General features: G+C 32.0%; 20 protein-coding genes. 4 read left to right on the plus strand and 16 right to left on the minus strand.

The features are described 5' to 3' along the window. Positions 1 to 39 precede the first annotated feature (39 nt). On the plus strand, positions 40 to 936 hold the full coding sequence (locus HT718_RS04835; protein WP_061088022.1) for a tyrosine-type recombinase/integrase: 897 nt from the start codon (positions 40 to 42) through the stop codon (positions 934 to 936). 411 nt (positions 937 to 1347) lie between these two features. On the opposite strand, the gene HT718_RS04840 is transcribed toward HT718_RS04835, so the two are convergent. From HT718_RS04840 to HT718_RS04865, 6 genes are all read right to left on the minus strand, one after another. Then, positions 1348 to 2439: a thioredoxin domain-containing protein gene (locus HT718_RS04840; protein ID WP_061088021.1), complete on the minus strand. Its 1092-nt coding sequence runs from the start codon at positions 2437 to 2439 to the stop codon at positions 1348 to 1350. 783 nt (positions 2440 to 3222) lie between these two features. Then, the gene (locus HT718_RS04845; RefSeq protein ID WP_173267652.1) at positions 3223 to 3522 is read right to left on the minus strand and encodes a bacteriocin immunity protein; all 300 of its coding nucleotides are present in this window, start codon (positions 3520 to 3522) and stop codon (positions 3223 to 3225) included. A gap of 3 nt (positions 3523 to 3525) precedes the next feature. Further along, positions 3526 to 3774 carry a garvicin Q family class II bacteriocin gene (locus HT718_RS04850; protein ID WP_061088019.1) on the minus strand — a complete coding sequence of 83 codons (249 nt, stop codon included), beginning with the start codon at positions 3772 to 3774 and terminating at the stop codon, positions 3526 to 3528. Positions 3775 to 4726: 952 nt separating this feature from the next. Next, complete coding sequence (locus HT718_RS04855) at positions 4727 to 4918, minus strand: hypothetical protein (protein WP_001075731.1); 192 nt, start codon at positions 4916 to 4918, stop codon at positions 4727 to 4729. Between the two features lie 1076 nt (positions 4919 to 5994). Beyond that, a complete protein-coding gene (locus HT718_RS04860; RefSeq protein ID WP_228114018.1) occupies positions 5995 to 6225 on the minus strand; it encodes a Blp family class II bacteriocin in 231 nt (76 codons plus the stop codon). Between the two features lie 404 nt (positions 6226 to 6629). After that, positions 6630 to 6857 (minus strand): bacteriocin class II family protein, encoded by a 228-nt coding sequence (locus tag HT718_RS04865; RefSeq protein ID WP_000448738.1) that lies wholly within the window; start codon positions 6855 to 6857, stop codon positions 6630 to 6632. A gap of 307 nt (positions 6858 to 7164) precedes the next feature. Here HT718_RS04865 and HT718_RS04870 point away from each other — a divergent pair, with 307 nt between their 5' ends. Together HT718_RS04870 and HT718_RS04875 are read left to right on the plus strand one after the other, a co-directional pair. Further along, on the plus strand, positions 7165 to 9318 hold the full coding sequence (locus HT718_RS04870) for a peptide cleavage/export ABC transporter (RefSeq protein ID WP_049534634.1): 2154 nt from the start codon (positions 7165 to 7167) through the stop codon (positions 9316 to 9318). 11 nt (positions 9319 to 9329) lie between these two features. Further along, positions 9330 to 10688, plus strand: coding sequence for a bacteriocin secretion accessory protein (locus HT718_RS04875; protein WP_173267654.1), 1359 nt, complete (start codon positions 9330 to 9332; stop codon positions 10686 to 10688). Between the two features lie 457 nt (positions 10689 to 11145). On the opposite strand, the gene HT718_RS04880 is transcribed toward HT718_RS04875, so the two are convergent. From HT718_RS04880 to HT718_RS04890, 3 genes are read right to left on the minus strand one after another with little or no spacing between them, the layout of a single operon-like run. Further along, positions 11146 to 12471, minus strand: a complete 1326-nt coding sequence (locus HT718_RS04880) for a GHKL domain-containing protein (protein ID WP_173267656.1) — start codon at positions 12469 to 12471, stop codon at positions 11146 to 11148. A 10-nt stretch (positions 12472 to 12481) separates the two neighbouring features. After that, positions 12482 to 13222, minus strand: a complete 741-nt coding sequence (locus HT718_RS04885; protein ID WP_061088015.1) for a response regulator transcription factor — start codon at positions 13220 to 13222, stop codon at positions 12482 to 12484. Between the two features lie 10 nt (positions 13223 to 13232). Beyond that, entirely contained in the window at positions 13233 to 13565 is a 333-nt protein-coding gene (locus HT718_RS04890; RefSeq protein WP_000656276.1) for a LytTR family DNA-binding domain-containing protein, read from the minus strand. 200 nt (positions 13566 to 13765) lie between these two features. On the opposite strand from HT718_RS04890, the gene HT718_RS04895 reads away from it, so the two are divergent. After that, positions 13766 to 14164 (plus strand): hypothetical protein, encoded by a 399-nt coding sequence (locus HT718_RS04895; protein ID WP_000644428.1) that lies wholly within the window; start codon positions 13766 to 13768, stop codon positions 14162 to 14164. A gap of 361 nt (positions 14165 to 14525) precedes the next feature. Here the strand turns inward: HT718_RS04895 and pezT are convergent, their stop codons facing one another. The 7 genes from pezT to HT718_RS04930 all read right to left on the minus strand — a co-directional run bounded on the left by pezT (position 14526) and on the right by HT718_RS04930 (position 18553). Then, positions 14526 to 15296 carry a type II toxin-antitoxin system toxin PezT gene (pezT, locus tag HT718_RS04900; protein ID WP_173267657.1) on the minus strand — a complete coding sequence of 257 codons (771 nt, stop codon included), beginning with the start codon at positions 15294 to 15296 and terminating at the stop codon, positions 14526 to 14528. Then, a complete protein-coding gene (pezA, locus tag HT718_RS04905) occupies positions 15296 to 15772 on the minus strand; it encodes a type II toxin-antitoxin system antitoxin PezA (protein WP_000579597.1) in 477 nt (158 codons plus the stop codon). Before pezA ends, pezT begins: the two co-directional genes overlap by 1 nt. A gap of 70 nt (positions 15773 to 15842) precedes the next feature. Continuing rightward, positions 15843 to 16115 carry a hypothetical protein gene (locus tag HT718_RS04910; protein WP_002933295.1) on the minus strand — a complete coding sequence of 91 codons (273 nt, stop codon included), beginning with the start codon at positions 16113 to 16115 and terminating at the stop codon, positions 15843 to 15845. A 37-nt stretch (positions 16116 to 16152) separates the two neighbouring features. Beyond that, positions 16153 to 16536: a DUF5945 family protein gene (locus HT718_RS04915; RefSeq protein WP_173267659.1), complete on the minus strand. Its 384-nt coding sequence runs from the start codon at positions 16534 to 16536 to the stop codon at positions 16153 to 16155. Then, positions 16533 to 16766, minus strand: coding sequence for a DUF5965 family protein (locus HT718_RS04920; protein WP_125414990.1), 234 nt, complete (start codon positions 16764 to 16766; stop codon positions 16533 to 16535). Before HT718_RS04920 ends, HT718_RS04915 begins: the two co-directional genes overlap by 4 nt. Positions 16767 to 16816: 50 nt before the next feature. Further along, the gene (locus tag HT718_RS04925; RefSeq protein ID WP_173267661.1) at positions 16817 to 17902 is read right to left on the minus strand and encodes a toprim domain-containing protein; all 1086 of its coding nucleotides are present in this window, start codon (positions 17900 to 17902) and stop codon (positions 16817 to 16819) included. A 9-nt stretch (positions 17903 to 17911) separates the two neighbouring features. Further along, a complete protein-coding gene (locus tag HT718_RS04930) occupies positions 17912 to 18553 on the minus strand; it encodes a hypothetical protein (RefSeq protein WP_000933082.1) in 642 nt (213 codons plus the stop codon). Positions 18554 to 18608 lie beyond the last annotated feature (55 nt).

Consider the following 18608-nt stretch of genomic DNA (forward strand, 5'->3'; position numbering starts at 1 on the left):
AAGTTTATAATAGCATGATTATTGATAAAGGAGATTTTTATGGATTATAAACTTATTTCTACTTACTTAGATTATTGCAAAACTCATAAGCGTTTGAGTTCGCACACGATTCGCGCTTATAAGAATGATCTTATGCAATTTTATAACTCAGACTATGATAATGTCGAATCCTATATAGAACAGTTGACACAATCTAACTTAAAAACGAATACATTAAGAAGAAAAATTGCTTGTATGAAGGTGTTTTATAACTATCTAAAATACCAGAACATAATTGAAGAGAATCCCTTCAATCAATTGCGCTTTCAATTTAGAACTGAAAAAGTATTGCCTAAAACGATTCCGTATGACATTTTGAAAAGTATTTTTTCATATTTAGAGCAGAGAATAGTTCTATCTAAAACTGATTATCAAAAACAACACGCTGAAAGAAATCTACTAATTATTTCACTTTTACTTTCAACAGGCATCAGAATTTCTGAACTTTGCCACATTCATCTCAAAGATATTAATCTTTCAAATAAGACACTCCATATTATAGGAAAGGGTAAGAAAGAACGTATCCTATTTTTAGGAGATCAAAAAACATTCAATTTATTAGAAACATATATAAATAAAACAAGAAATGAAACCAATGATTTCCTGTTTCCAGGTAAACATTCACTTAAACCATTATCAGAGCAAAGTGTACGTTTAATTTTAAAGAGAATAGTTGAACAAAACAGCTTATGTAGAACTATTACACCACATATGTTTAGACATAGCTTTGCGACAATGCTTCTAGATAATGATGTAGATATTCGATACATTCAACAAATTCTTGGACATAGTTCTATATCAATAACACAAATCTATACTCACGTATCTCATTCAAAACAAAAAGAAATACTTAGTTCTTTTAATCCTGTATCAGCGATTCATTCTGAAATCGAGTAAGAGACATCTCCAATGTCTATAATTCACTTCATCTCAAATTAATTTTTATAGTTCAATCTTAGTTAATAGATTTTATACTCAGCAAAATCAAAAAACTTAGAAAACTTCACTTTGAATCAGCATTTATACTATATTCTGTATTAAGAACTCCATAATTGTTTTTCTAAAATACATCTTTCAAATATCCTTAAATATAATAAAAAGAGATTGATAAATGAACTTAATTACTGTAGAAGCGAATCAAATCCTCCCACAATAAAATAAATTGAGAAATCTATATCCTACTTAGGTAAATTTCTCAATTTATTTACTTATTTTTATTTTTAAAACTTGGTAAAAAGATTATCTACACTGTTTCTCATAAATATCTAATGTAATCTATTTCCAGTAGGTTACTATACTCTTATGATCTTATACTTCATTTTTAGTATTTAAATGACTACTTATTATAAAAATTCCAGTAATAAATAAGGCGATTCCTAAACGAACAAAGTTAATCGATTGTTCTTCTCCTGTTTGGGGTAAATTTTTTACTTCCGATTCTATTTTTTTAAAATTAGTTGATGCTATAAAATCTGATTTATATTCATTAAATTTACTGTAAAGTAGTTCAGGATTCTCCTGATTTTTAACACCAACCACACTATCTTTAGAATTATCCTCTATATTTTCAATAGTCTTTCCAAAAGTATCTTGTGATTTAACTAAAATCTTTTTCTGTAAATTTTCGTCAGAGAGTGGAATATCTTTAGGGATTTGATTTGCAATTGTTTTAATCTTGACTGTATCCTCTTTAATATCCATAGTTTGCATTGAATTCTCTGGATTTATAATATTTTTATTATCATTTTCAAATTCTCTTTTCGGCTTCTCATCAGTTTTTCCAAAATAGAGATAATCGTAAAGTTGTTGTGCAGTTATTCCTCCACCAACCCAACCAGAAATAGTTTTACCATTTTTAAAATAAATAATTGTTGGCGTTCCAGGAATACCGATTGTTTTAAAAATGAACTCTTTAGCAGAATCATCAAAATCCTCACCATCTATATCGTAATATTCTAACTTTTTATCAATCAGCATATTAAACTCTTTCAATACTCCAGAAAATTCACGACAATGATAACATGTCCCTCTTCCAAAATATAAAGTATGTTCCGAATCTTCTGAAGTGAATATCTGACGAACTTCAGCAATACTAATTTTATTAAAATCAGACACATTTGAAGCGTATTCTTCAGATGTTACTGAGTTCACGTTATCAGTTTCTTTCTTAGTAATTTCCTTCGTCGATTGCTGAACGTTACTTTCATTTTCTCTATCGCTAGACTTTTGTTCAGTTAAAGATTCTCTAGTGTTTTCTGTAACAGCTGGTTCTAAATTTAAGGCTGATGGCACTGTATCAGAAAATTTTGTTTCAGTACTCTCAGCCAAAACAAGATTCGGACTAATGGTAACTAACGCTACGGTACTAACTAATAAAGATTGTAATAAATACTTCTTCATAATGTGGCTCCTTTTTTATTGATAATTTTATTTTACACATTTTAAAACTAAATTTTTAAGCAAATCCTAAAAGGTAGCTATATTATACTGAAATGGTATTTTTCGCTCCACTTCCATTATAGAATCATCCTGACTACTATAGGATTGACTGACTTCTCATGTTTCGTTGTTACTATGCTTTCAGCTATCATCAGAATCTCACCTCAATATATAAGTTGTACATCTTTCCTCAATACTCTCGTGATTTACATATACCTATTTGAACTTTAGAGTTCTGAAATCCCTCATCTACTATACATGACTTACTATCCCTCCCTCTTCCTACTACCTCATGATTATCCTGCTTACGAGTAACTATTTAACTCACCAGTAGCGGGTGCTCATGGAGAGCTTATACCTCAGATGAGATACTTGACCTGCTCGTCGTACCCAAATAATTAGGCTAGTCAAAAACTCATTTTTAGGAAAAATAATGTGAATCTCACTACAATAAAACGCATAATATCAAGATTGTTCAATGCCTGATAATATGCGTTTTTCTGATTTTAAAGACTTTTCCCAGCCTCTTTGATTATTATGTTGTACAAATTAGTTAAATTAAGATTATGAAATTTAACTAATTTGAAATGATTTTAATATCTTTTATATTCTCTAAAAACATCTCTGTAATACATCATAATACCTATTGTTTCACCATTGTATTCATCATGAATACCTCCTTACATTTATATGAATTGTTTCATCTTGTTAAAAGCTAGATGAGTTTATTATACTCATTTTTCCTTATATCGTTATCCCCAAAGAAATTAATCCTTGAGCTAGATTTTTATTCAATTGTCCATATGCTGCAATTTCTTTATAAAATGTTGCAGTCTTTGGACTCAATGATTTATGACTATGAATACTACTAACAGCTTGTTGGCGAAGAGCTTCTGCCAACTCCATGACAACTCTCTGCTCATTTTTTGTATTCTCTAATCGAGTTTTATAATGTAATAAAATATCTCGTTCGTTTTGACGAATCTCTGGATCTAAAATCAAATTATAAACCTTGTTGAGAATTTCTTCTGTTTTTTTATTCATGAATCATCCTCTATAGCCTCGAAGAAAATAACTGCCTCCTAATGATGATATCCAACCATTAACTATTACATCTTTCGTTGCCTCAAAATTACTCTTAGTGACAATATATCCCCATTCTCCATCTGGATATCGGCAAGAATAACCATTTGCTCCTTCCATAACGAATTTACAAATGCCTTTTCCTCCACCTTTAATAGTAGCAAGGGAATTAGAGTTAATTGTATTAAAATGTTCTGTTGCTTTTGTATCCATGGTAAACACCTCCTTTTGTGTACTAACCCTCAAAGTTAGATTTTTCTGTCTACCCTTGAGAAGCTAGTTCAAGGATAAATATTTTTTGTTTTGTCGAGTTGCAACCTTGACAGCTTCAGTATAGCATAACACAAAAAATTATTACCACAAGATCTTCAAATGTGCGATTTTCATCATGAAATGTTTTTTCTCATAATTTTTAAACCATTCAAGATTAAAAATAAGAATCTGAGAAAAGTTCAAAATATCAGATGTTGAAAAAAATCTATGCCATTCGTTTTATTGTTGGAAGATTTACTTAATTCCCTAAATATGGCTTACTATAACATTCCTGTTCTTTAAGCCACGATTTTACTATTTCTTCCTCCTTGCTACCTCGCTATAGTCAGAATTGGGAATCTTTATTGGGGTCACCGGTAGTGGGGACTCACGTATGACTTACACCTCAAATGAGAGCCACGACCTGTTCGTCGTACTCAAGTCATAAAACTGGATAAAAACTCAGTTTCAAAAGAAAATAAAGTGTAGGTCCCCACAATCATGAACCTCCTTCAAACGGGTGGTTTGTTTGTCTCCCCTCTAACGGAGCGAGACGGACTAATAGTCACATAGTAAAAAGGATTTAATCCTGTTATATACAGAATTAAATCCCTTGAATATAATATTGGGAAAATTTTTTGAATCAATTAATATTAGTCGAAAACATTTCAGTAAACCATTAGGTACTTTTTATTGTTGTACAATTTTATAAAGTTTAGTAAATCACAAATTTTAAGGATACGCAAAATAAATAATTACTATTGTAGAAATTAATATAATTTTGTAATTACCAAAATATTTTAATAGGGCTATGAATTGTTTTTAATAACTCAGTAGAATTTGCTAGGTCTGATATCCTACTAAAATCTTTACGAGCTTGTTCAGATAAAACAATTCCCCCTGGAAATAATTCTCAACTAAAGAGTTCATAAAAATATCTGAAAGATTGAGCAAATGCAACACCGTCTAATTTCTTTTCAGATACTATTTTACTAACTAGACTATAAGCTTGGAAATATTGTTGTTGAGATAAGTTCATTTCTTTAAAGCTAGTTTCAAAGTTTACAATTGCATCTAAACATTGACTTCTAAACTGTTGATTCATATCTATACCCTCTTATTATTATCTAGGTCTGTTCCCACCTGCTCCTGCTATTGCCATAGCCATTTGTGATACAACACCATTTACTACAGATTCAACATTAATTTAACAATTACCAAAGTTCCAATTCGATTGCGTATATCGATAACCATCCCTACAAATAATGTTATCTGAAATATATCTAAATGGTGCATACCATCCATATGGAATACCTCCTAGTACTTGATAATTTTATTGTGTCAAAAAAATACAAATATTATAAAATTTAAAAATCTGAAATGATTTGAATATTTTTTATACTCTCTAAAAATACCTCTGTAATACATAGTAATACCTAATATAGCAATAAACTTATGAATAATAGTATTTGATTCGAATAAAATTTTTAGGACTAAAACCGTCATTATAAAACTAATTACGCATATCAAATAACGATTCATTTGAACCTCAACTTTCTATACCGTAGAAAGAAGATCCAGTTCCTTCACAAAAGGCTATGATAGCTTCACCAAGTTCTATTATACAAATCCCAAAAAGTCTTGAAAACGTCCAGAATGATTATAATCTGATTCCCCAAAATATGATCTAGACACAATTACTTAATATCATTCTGCATTACTAGTTTAATTTGATACAGTGCAAATCGAAAAATTATTAGCAATAATAAAAAGCCATTTCCAAAAAATAAGAAATACATTGCTAAATCACTCTTTAAATAGTATAGAAACCAAATAAGCATCCAAAGTATGCTCATTTTTATAAAGATATTACTTACTATCCATTCAATCTTTAGCAAGAGATGATTAACTACATTCATTATAACATTCTCCATATTTCCACCCTCATCATATCTATAGCTCAATCACTTTACATCTACGTCTCAAAATAATTTATTATTATATACTGTAAGTAAAACGCTAACACTGTACTGGCCCCCAAAGTTAGACAGAAAAATCTAACTTTTGGGGGCCAGTACACACATTCAAATATTAAATTTGGTAGCATTTTATTTTGAAGACAAAATATCAATCAATTCTAATCAATGCAAAACAAATATTCTTCCCGCACAAGAATTCTATTTATGAACCGAATACATAACCCCAAAATCCACCATAGATTGCTCCACCAACAGCGCATGCTGCAATGACATACGGACCAGCAGGAGCACAAGACATCGCCGCTTCTACAGCACCTGCCGCCCCCGCAAGAACAGCCTCTCCCTCACGTTGTCCTCCACCTAAAACACAGGACAATTCTTCATTTTTTAACTCCATAAAGTGAATATTTAATTTATTCATACGTAACCTCATTTCTTTTTTGAAATATGTAATTCGATATTATTTGAGCTAATAATGTATACTACCGTGAATAATACTACAAATATATGAGTATAAAATAATACAGAAGACGAATTATAGCCATCTATAACAACAAAGATAATTGATAATAGTAACAGAAAAAAAGTAGGTACTGAAATCTTTTTAATAAATTGCTTGTATCGATTAAAGCATAGTTCAGAACTAATGTTTCCTCTCTTCTTATTATGCGTTAATAAGTGAATCAGCAACTCAAAAAACACACTACCTACAGAAAAAACTAAAACTTCGCTTATTGTAACATTTAGAACTATTCCAAGCGCACCTATTATAAAAAAGGACGTAAAAAGAGCTAAAATTAGTCTAAATTCCCCACTTTCCATAAACTAACCTCTTTTCTACAAAGATCTAGCGATACCCCATATAGCTGTGCAATATTGTGCTCCTAAAATACCTCCAGCCCAAGTTCCAGCTCCTGGTGCAACCAAACTACCAATCGCTGCTCCTGCTAATGTGCAAATTCCTGCCGCCTTAGCAACTTCACCTGCACTAACTGTTCCTCCCTCAATGCTAGCCAGCATTTCAGTATCCAAAACATCAAATTGAGTCGTTGTTTTTGTTTCCATGAGGAATACCTCCGTATTAATATTAATTATTTTTGTCGGATTGCAATCTTGACAAGTTTAGTATACCAGAGAAAACACGAGTTTTACCGTAAAGTCTTTAAATGTACGATTTTCATCACGAAACGTATTTTTTTCATAATTTGTAACCATTCATGATTAAAAATATGCCGTTAAAAAATGGTGTTAACTAATTTTCAAAACCAAAAACACCATTCAAGATATTATATGAGCCATTTAAGATTTGAACAATTTTTCTACCTATTTTTTGTCATAATAGTCTTGTAAATAAAAAGAAAGGATTTGACAAATGACATCTTACAAACGGACCTTTATCCCTCAAATAGACGCTAGGGACTGTGGAGTTGCCGCTTTAGCGTCTATTGCCAAGTTTTATGGTTCTGACTATTCCTTAGCTCATTTGCGAGAACTAGCTAAAACAAATAAAGAAGGAACGACCGCTCTTGGTATCGTCAAAGCAGCCAAAGAAATGAGTTTTGAAACAAGAGCCATTCAAGCGGATATGAGCCTCTTTGAAATGGAAGACATACCTTATCCTTTTATCGTTCATGTTAATAAAGAGGGTAAACTACAACACTACTACGTTGTCTATAAAAATATAAAAGACCATCTTATCATTGGTGATCCTGACCCTACTGTCAAAGTAACAAAAATGACCAAGGATAGATTTGCTTCTGAATGGACAGGTGTAGCTATCTTTCTGGCTCCAGCTCCCAGCTATAAACCTCATAAGGATAAAAAAAATGGATTGATGAGCTTTCTCCCCTTAATTTTCAGGCAACGCTCACTTATTTTTTATATCGTGTTAGCTAGTCTCTTGGTGACCCTTATCAATATCGGTGGCTCTTACTACCTTCAAGGAATTTTAGATGAATACATCCCTAATCAGATGAAATCAACCCTAGGTATTATCTCCATTGGCCTGATTATCACCTATATCCTGCAACAGATTATGAGTTTCTCACGAGATTACCTCTTAACCGTACTTAGTCAACGATTAAGTATTGATGTTATTCTTTCTTACATTCGCCACATTTTTGAACTCCCCATGTCTTTCTTTGCAACACGGCGAACTGGTGAGGTCATCTCTCGTTTTACAGATGCCAATTCAATCATTGATGCTCTAGCTTCGACGATTTTGTCACTCTTCCTTGATGTCTCTATCTTGATCATTGTTGGTAGTGTACTCTTGGTACAAAACACCAACCTCTTCCTTCTCTCACTGATTTCAGTTCCTATTTACATCATCATTATTTTTGCTTTTATGAAGCCCTTTGAAAAGATGAATAATGATGTCATGCAGAGCAATTCCATGGTAAGCTCTGCTATTATTGAAGATATCAATGGTATAGAAACCATCAAATCCCTAACTAGTGAAGAAACTCGATACCAGAAGATTGATAGCGAGTTTGTGGATTATTTGGACAAATCTTTCAAACTCAGTAAATATTCTATCCTACAGAGCAGCCTTAAACAAGGAGCTCAACTCATACTGAATATTGTTATTTTGTGGTTTGGTGCTCAGGTAGTTATGACAGGTAAAATTTCCATTGGACAATTGATTACGTTTAACACACTCTTATCTTACTTTACTAATCCCTTGGAAAATATCATTAACCTCCAAACAAAACTTCAGTCTGCAAAGGTAGCCAACAATCGTCTTAATGAAGTTTACTTAGTCGAATCTGAGTTCAAAAACACTCAGACCTTAACCGGTTCACAGTTTCTGGCTGGTGATATTTGTTTTGAAGACATTTCATATAAATATGGTTTTGGACGCGACACCCTAAATAACATAAATCTAACTATCAAACAAGGTGATAAGGTCAGTATAGTGGGAATTAGCGGATCAGGGAAAACGACCTTGGCTAAAATGATTGTCAACTTCTTTGAACCTTACAAGGGACGAATCACTATTAACAACAATGATCTCAAAATGATTGATAAAAAGGTTCTTCGACAACACATCAACTACCTACCTCAACAAGCTTATATTTTTAGTGGATCAATCTTAGAAAACCTGACCTTGGGAGCTAATCAAATGATTAGTCAAGAAGATATTATCAAAGCCTGTGAGATAGCAGAAATTCGCCAAGACATCGAACAAATGCCTATGGGATACCAAACAGAACTATCAGATGGAGCTGGATTATCAGGTGGACAAAAACAACGTATTGCTTTGGCTAGAGCATTACTGACAAAAGCTCCTGTTCTTATTCTTGATGAAGCAACCAGCGGACTTGATGTTTTAACTGAAAAAAAGGTTATTGAAAATTTGATGGACATGAGTGACAAGACCATCATCTTTGTTGCCCATCGTCTTAGTATATCTGAACGAACTAATCAAGTCATTGTCCTTAACCAAGGGAAAGTTATAGAGACTGGTTCTCATCAAGAATTGATGACCAAACAAGGTTTCTATCATTATCTATTTAGCAAATAAGGAGACTTATCATGAACCCAAAGCTATTTAAAAGTGCAGAATTTTATCAGCGCCGCTACCATAATTTTGCGACACTCTTAATTGTCCCATTAGTCCTATTACTAAGTTTCCTGCTTATCTTCTCTTTATTTGCCCAAAAAGAAGTCACCGTCACATCGAGAGGAGAGATTACACCAACTCAAGTCATCGCTTCAATTCAATCAACTAGCAATAACACCATAACAACTAATAATCTGTCTAATAACCAATCGGTCAAAAAAGATGACGTCGTTATCAAATATGCTGAAACAATGGAGAAATCCCAAAAACAAGCTCTTGAAACACAGCTAGCTACCCTAAATCGGCAAAAAACTGGAATCGAGACTCTCAAAGCAAGTCTGTCACAAGGAACTAACCTCTTTACAGGTGAAGATGAGTTCGGCTATATTAATACCTTTAACAACTTTATTAGCCAATCTCAAGATATTGAGTTAGGCATCTCTAAAACCAATGCAGAGGTTAATAATCAACTAGCTTTAGCAGGAAATACCGCCACTGCTATAGAGAAACAAATCAATAATATCTACCAACAAATAGCAGAGTATGAGGAACTTAGTCAAGCTATCACTAATAAAAGTTCGAGTTTGTCGGCTAGCAATCCACACAAAGCTACCTTAAATACTTACTTAGTCCAATCCCAGCAACAATCTCAGCAAGGATTAGATGATCAATATCTTTCTCAAATTAATCAGAGTATCTCAAGTTTAAAATCCTCTATCGCTAGTCTTAATATTCAACGAGCAGGTACAGGAAGTGTTGCGACTTACGATAGTAGTTTAGGAACCAAGGTAGAAGTCCTACGAACCCAATTTCTACAATCGGCATCTCAACAGTTGACAACTGTTGAAACACAAATCACTGAGCTGACAGCTCAACTTGGGCAAGCAAATGTTAACTTTGAACACAACACTATTAAAGCCCCAGGTACAGGAATCATTCATTTAAATAATGAATTTGATGGAAAAACTCTAATTCCAAACGGTAGTGAAATCGCCCAAATTTATCCCAATATTCAAGAAACTAAAGAGGTACTTATTACTTACTACGTCACTTCTGAGTATGTCCCTTTACTTAAAGAAGAACAGGTCGCACGTCTTAAATTAGAAAAAATCGGAAATCAAAATATCACAATAATTGGAAAAATCCATTCTATTGATAGAACAGCAACAAAAACTGAACAAGGAAATCTTTTTAAAGTGACTGCACTAGCCCAACTACCAGATAAAGACAGTAACATCATACAATATGGTTTACAAGGCCAAGTAACGAGTATCATTGATAAAAAAACTTACTTCGATTACTATAAAGATAAAATCCTCAATAACTTATAGATAACACTTTATGACTATATAGATACCTTTGGGGATATTTAAAAATTATTTTAAATATTTTATTTATAATTAGAGTATAAAACTAAGGAGGTCTAAATAATGGACAAAAAACAAATATCTCTAAAAAAATTTCCAACAATAACTTCTGAAGATCTGTTAAAGATTTATGGAGGAAACCTCTGGAAGGATTTTGATGATCTTATACTTAGGATAAACAGAAACTCCCGATTTTTTAACTAGTCAAACCTTTTATTATAGACAAAAAACATTATACACAATTGACTATTTTTCAACTCGTGAGAACTAGTTGGAATCTCTAAAGTGAAGCTGGACAAAACCACTTCTAACTATCAAAAAACGAGCATTTCCGTAGTTGGAAATACTCGTTTTCTTATATCATACTTGATCATTTAAATAACAAAAAATAATTAGAAAGCCATAACAAGTGGTCACTCATTTAAAGTTCTATTTCCAAGATTTGTGTAAAGACATAATTTTTACTTGTGGTTTTCAAACATACATTTGGATAAGACTTTAAAATTCTCCGAACATTGGCCAATCCTATACCCCGACCTTCTCCTTTTGAAGAATTGTCACGCTTGAATATATCTCTCAATTCTATCTCTCTTTCTAAAGTAGAATTTTTAACAATCATGACTAATTTATTCCATTCTCTATCTTCAAGGAAACAGACGGCTATTCCTCCTTCTGCTGCGGACTCTATAGCATTATCTAACAAGATAGAAGTAATTGTTAAGAAGTCTATTTGTTCCATATTTTTTATAGAGAACTGTTCACCAATCTCCAGGGAAACTGGAACAGATAAGTTTTGGGCCTCCGATAACTTAGATAATAGTAAACTCTTTAGCGCCAAATCATTGATATTTTTTAGATATGCTACATCAAAACGCTTGCCTTTTAATTTTTTACCAGAATTTTTCAAAACACTATCATAAACTTGAGAAACCAGATTAATATCTTTTTGATCTATACCTATTTTTAAGCTCGATAAAATATTAGCATAATCATGTCTAAAGCTTCTAATTTCTTGATACAGCCCCTCAACTTGTTGACTATAATTACTAAGATTTTGCAATTGAATTTCTTTTTGTAGAACGACTTTCTCCTGTAGTTCTTGAAGTAATCTTCTATCCAAGAGATTAACAAAACAAATAAACAATAAAAAGTAAACTGCTGTCCATAATTCTTTATAATCCAACATTCTATCCCAACTTAATTTATCACTGTAGTTTATATAAGATGGTAAGATAAAATAGGCTAGCATTAAAATATCCGCAGTAATTAAAATAAATTTTGTCTTTCTATCCAAGTTCTTTATTTTTAAATGACTAAAATTATATCGAAAGAGACTAATAAGAAAAAACACAATAATTTCAGCTAATAAAGAGAAAATCATTATTCCTAGATTAGTTTCATATAGTCTATACAATATTGGAATCTTAGAAATTATAAAGTAACCTAAAAAATTTTTGATGACATCCCAAAATCCAAGTGGAAATAATGAGTAAAAAAGTAATAAAGAAACCTTACTTCTTAATTCACCAATGGACAAAGTATATAGGATAAAAAAAATGGGATAAACCAATAATGATCCAAGAAAATAAAGTCCAGTTGATTTAAATAAAACAATAAGTAGTAATGATAAAAGATGGAACAGAATAATGGACATTACTACTTTTTTTAGATTTAATCTCTCACCTACAACCTTAGTATGGATACATAACAATAGAAAAACACCTATAATATTTAGAAAAAATATCATCTAAATCTCCTTAGTCATGAAGTCTTTCGATAGCTTTCATAAGTGGACGAATTTTTAATCTAGAGACAATACAAGAGGACCCGTTCTGAAAATGAACTAATCGATTTTCTTTATCAATTAAAGATATATTATAAGGATTTACGATAAATGATCTATGACATTGAAATAAACGTGGTTCCTGTTTAAGAATATCTGACAATTGTCCATAAAATTCAACTATGTCTCGTTTGGAATAGAGAGTCAACTTATGAGCAATTGTTGATGTTTCAATATACAATAAATCTTTAAAAGGGACTTGAATTTGAGCTTTGGATCCTGTAAATATAAAAGAGTCCTCAGATACTGTTATTCCTTGATTATCGCTAACACTTAAAATAACATTTTCAATTCGTTTGATAAATAATGGTTCAGGTAATTCTTTATCAATGAAATCAATAGCTGATACTAAATATTCAAAAGATACAGGCATAAACTCAGAATGTGATGTTACAAAAGCAATCACTGCTTGAGAATCAAGTTTTCTGATTTCTCTAGCAACGTCTAATCCTCTTTTGTCATCATCTTTTATTTCAATATCAAGTAAAAATAATTGATGATTTCCTCTCTCTGAAATGTCCTCTAAAAGCTGTTGAGGTTTTCCATAAACCTCAAAATGCCTATACTCAATCTTATTATCAACCAAAATTTTTTTGACAATATTTTCAATTCTAGTCTGTTGTAAAAAATTATCTTCTAGTATAAAAATATTCACTACTTCACTCCTATATATTTTTCCACTGATTTTTTAATATTGTAAAGTGTCTTCTAGAACAAGCGATGTCTGATACTCTATCATCCAAAAACATAATTGTTCTTGTCTCATGATTAAATCCTGCTATTTTATCTTTATTTACAAGAAACTTTCTATGGCATCTAATAAGTTCTTCTGTACTTTCCTCTTCGATTTTAGCTAGTGAGGTTGAAGCTTCAAAATTCCCTTCGGCTGTTACAAAAAGAACAGCATGAGCTTTTGTTGGGTGAGTTGTAACATAATAAATTTTAGAGAGTGGTACCTTTACGATAGCTCTATCTTGATATAAAATGTAGTCTTTCATATTTAGCCTCCTTCTATTAGTTTAATCTTATCAGAATGATGGAAATTAAATTATAAAAATCTCAAATGGTTTCTATACTATCTCAAATGGTAAAAATTTTCTTAATTTAGACATTTCATGATAAAATAGATACTTTTTAGTATTTCAATAATATTAATCTTTCTTCATTTGATAAACTAATTTCTAATGAAAGGAAAGCTATGAAGGCAATTCAAATTTTACACTACTCTTTATTTGGCTATATTTTATCTCTGTATTTAAAATATTATTTCTTAAAAAAAACATTCAAAAATACAAAAATTTTACAAGGACATAAGATTAACTACAAATATAAATCTTCTACTTATTTTATCATAAAATCAGGGGCTCTAACATCTAAAAAAATGAAACTCTATTTAAAATCTATCCAATTTAGTTCAAAAAAATCAGAAGTTATCATCATAGGCAGTCAGATTGATTATGATGAGCTTTACCGAAACCACTATAGTGTGTTTGGTGTTATAGACATAACTAATAATAAATCATTAAAATATATTAAAGAAAAAATTCATTTTTACTTGGAAGCGATCTATGAATTTAAGAAGGATAATAGTGATTAAGTCTATGAAATAAAATTTCAAGTCTTACAACTTTATATCCGTAATTACCTAGCCATTACATCATAGAATTTTGATTTCTTCTTCCACATTCTCCAGTTTGAGAGCAAATTCTAGTTTCGTCTTAAAGTAACCATATTTTGTCAGTCTTCTTTTTCTGAGTTATTAAAATTGATTAGAACTTTTGAGGCTGGGCAAAATCTTAATTCCTGAAGAAAATGGAGTAAATCTTCCCACAAGAAAACGCATAATATCAAGCTTTTTCAACACCTGATACTATGCGTTTTTTTGGTTTTAAAAACTTTTCGTCTACCTCAAACAACTAACAAAAGTTATAAGTAGACTATATTTTAAAACTCATGATCTAACAACCATTTCGATTCGTTAAATCTCTCAATCTTTCTTCTCCTGATTTAAGCATCTCCTTCTCCACTTGATTCCATTCTCCAAATAGTAAGTCATGAAGAACGGTTGCTACTGAAATTTTATCTTCTCCTGAATCATATATACAACTTCTATCTCGTTGGTAAATTTGAATCCTTTCAAAGATAGCTAGTTCTTCCAATTGTCGTGTATTATCAACTAGATGATTTACAATGAAATCATGATGTTCTTTTGGAGTTGCGCGTGCTTGATTTGGATTGATAGCGTACAGTTCTTCGTATCGGATAAGGGTGCTCAGATAAGACAATTCGGGATTTGTCGCAATTAAGGCTAATTGTACTTCATATCCCTTATTTTTCAAGAGTTGTGCTGTTTTCTTTGGAACGTCAATCGTTCGTAAGGTTCCCTCTATCAAAAGATTGTATCCCAAATGACTCAATTCGGTTACTAAAGACTCTACCATGTTCCCCGCAAAATCTTTGGTGTATTCTACACTATCTTTGCCATATTCTTGCTGCAGTTCTAAATAGTGTGGATGCTGAGAACGAAAACTATCACCATCTATGATAACAATATTTCCTTGAAATTCTTTCTGTTTAATACGATGAATTGTAGTCTTACCGGCACCACTTTGCCCTCCAAGCAAAATCGCTATAGGTTGCTTACTGGACTTTTTTCCTCTTGTCAGTGAACGAAGATTCCGTGCTAGAGCATGTTTGAATTCACTGTCAGTATAATCTTGGATTTCCATTAGGCTACCATCCGTTTTTCAGATATCTCTAACATACGTTCAATTCCATCCAAATAGCCGCTATACCTCTCTATTTCATCAAAAGTTTCTACTAAATAGATATTCGTATGAATCAAGTCAGATAGATCATCACTCATTAAAATCCAAGGATTAGATTCATCATCAATACTAATTCCCTGACTATCTTGATAACGATAGAGTCGTGATAATAGATTAGCTCCTCTTTCTTTCACAATTTCAATTTTTAAAGTCAATTCATAATCTTCAACAGGATTGAGCATTTTATCTTCTCCTACAATATCGACATAAGATACATTAAACTTTTGACAAATGATGTCTATTAATTCGGTAGAGACTGAACTCGTTCCATTTTCATACCGGCTCAAGCTATTTCGAGAAATTCCTACAATTCGGGCAAAGTCGTCTTGTGTTAAGTCATGTGTTTTACGTAAGGATTTTATGTTCTTTCCAATCATGGCAAACTCCTTTTATTTTTATACCACCATTATAACATTTAGAAAAAGTAAATGCACCATTTTTGGTGCATTATTGGCTATTTTTCCTAAATCTCTCTAAATTCTTTTCCAATTGTTCCTTATGAAGTTGATTCTTTGCTTCCTTTAATGTGTCGTCCAAAGTTTCTTCTCTATAAGTTGATTCTGTTTTTAGTTGTTCTGATCCTTGATCTGGAGTGAAAATGATATCTAGCAGTCGGTCTATTTTTTCAAGATCTTGGACAGACATATCAGATAGTCGATGAATTAGTTGCTTAAATACATCACTATTGTCTTGTTTTTTCTTAAAAAATGTTGTAAACATCTATAACCTCTCAAAAAAAGCAGCCTATTAGGACTGCTTAGTGTAATTCGGAAATCGCATCATAAATTGACTGCAATTTCCTATTATCTTTATTCTTTGTGTCAATCAACGTATGTAGCTCTTCAATTTTCTTTTGACTACTTTCAATATCACTATTGTTATCCGCAATCAGCCTTTTAAGATGTTGCTGATAACTTGTAGTGATATCTGTCTCTTTTCCTGTTCTAACCTCTGTAACTTTGGGTTTAGAACTAGGATTTGATTCCGTCACAGGTGCTTGTTTTCGCTTTTGAAAAGCTGCTTCATAATTTACATCATTACCTCCTTGATGATTTCCAAATAAGGCCGCAATTTTATCTGGATCTTCTTGATTTTCTGATTTACTCTTTAATGGTTGATTAAAATTCCAATCTTTTGTCATTCACTCATTTCATCCTTTCTAAATTCAGAATCATCGAATTGTCTTTCTTTACCAAAGGCATGGTCAAGAGCTTCTTCAAAACTCATGTGACTAATGATTTGACGCCTTTTGAACGTCGCAAACATCGCTGTCTCTAGTTGCTCTTTATAAGCAGCGAGTTTTTCTGTCTCTCTTGCTACCTTACTTTCTTGCCTAGTGACCTTTTCTTCTAAGCGTTCAATAATGGTCATATACTATCCTCCTTCATTCTAATATTAGCTAAAACATCTTGATTTTGTTATCACAATTCTAAACATTGAGAGGTTTGTCTTACTGGTTGATTCCTCAATGTCTCTTTTGCATTCTCGAACATCAATTGTAAATCTGATTTCTTTTCTCGAAGAATATCGTTCCAGTCTCTTTTTTCTTTCCCAGATTCATTATCAGGCAAATCCAGTAAAACAGGAAATCCTGATTGAGATAACTTATCAGAAAAATCTTTACCCGCATCATCACAATCTACTGCCAGTGTCAATAAATCAGGATGATTATCAAAATAGCTTGTGGTATCACGAATCGTATTGATTAAAGGCAATAACTTTGAAGGTATTACTGTATCTAAAAATTCCAATTTCTGATTTTCTTCAGCTATTAGTCGTAAAGTTTGATAAGCAACAACAGACCTTTTTAATCCCTCCATAGATACCAAACGAACATCAGTTAGACTTTGTTGATGCAGCTCGTAATAGCTCATTAAGTCGATGAACGATTCACAAAAGACTAGTCTATTGGGGTGACCAATATCAAAGGATATTCCAACATGCCCATGGCTTCCTTTTAGAATCGTTTTCAACCTCTCTCTTGGAAGAGAATGCTTCTTATAAATCCCTTGTAAGCTTGCTGCCTGCAGTTTGTAACGATGATCAAAACTTTTAAAAACAATAACAGGTTCAACTGTTTCATTTGTTTTCCAACTAGCTTGTGCCATCAAACCTTGTTGAATCATCTTTTGTATGATTTCTTCTGAAATTCCTCTACATTCTGTTAAGTAATATCTGGCCAAACTACAGTTAGAATCTTCTATTCTCTTTAAAGGATAATAAAATGGTCTCTCTCTTTTTTCTTGAACAGCTTCTTTTGGAAAAGGTTCTTGAGAAAGAAAAGCTAGAGCTTCTTTAAAGGAAATTCCTTTAACAAGTCGAACAAAATCAATGACATCACCTTGAATATCCCTTGAAAACCATTTAAAAGTATTGGTATTAGAAAAAATCCGGAATGAATCGTGTTCAGGATGTTCATAGACACTGCTAGAAACTTGTTTAAAGGGGATACCTAAACGATTGGCTACATCAAGAATTGAAATTTGCTTACATTCTTCTATTTCCATGCAATATCATCATTTTGTCGTAGTGTTTGGCAGTGATGGTATTGATGATGATTCTTCTAAAGTTTTGGGAGTTGCCTTATCTAAATCATCTAACCCAGATTTCCAAACCTGTACTTGATTGACCAATAACTTACCTGGTAGTTTCGAATAAGACAACTTAACTGTTCTTGTTTCTGTCTGATTAGTCTTTGATTGGTTGGCATTCTTTAAATCAGATACATAGGTTACATTATAAGAGACCATGGCAATAGCTTGATTCGTAGTCTGATTGACAAAGATATCAGCTTTTTCAAAATGATAATCCAAAATATAATCCTTATATACTTGGTTCATGGCATCATTTTGACTTGACAATTCTTGAGAATAAGCCGATTCAGTCATATAAGGTTGAATGCGTGTATTATTTTCCCCTAGTTTTTCTTTCGTATAGTACTGAGTCAAAAATTCTTTTACAGTATCCGATGACAAAATGCTGGCTTTATCTTCTGCTTGTTTATCCTCTACAAGTTTAGCTGCAGCCAATTCAATCTCTTTGCGACTTTGTTTAGCAGTTGAGTGTTGACCAGCAGTATATCCCATCATGAGAATAAAGCTAGTTGCGGCTACTGCTCCAACACTAATTAAGGCTTTAGTTTTGACTTTATTTAACATCTTAGACCTTCTTTCTATAAAAACTAGGTCAAGAATAACAGATAAATCTTGAAAA

Origin of the sequence: Streptococcus sp. 714, from assembly GCF_013277115.1 — a bacterium.
Lineage (GTDB): Bacteria > Bacillota > Bacilli > Lactobacillales > Streptococcaceae > Streptococcus.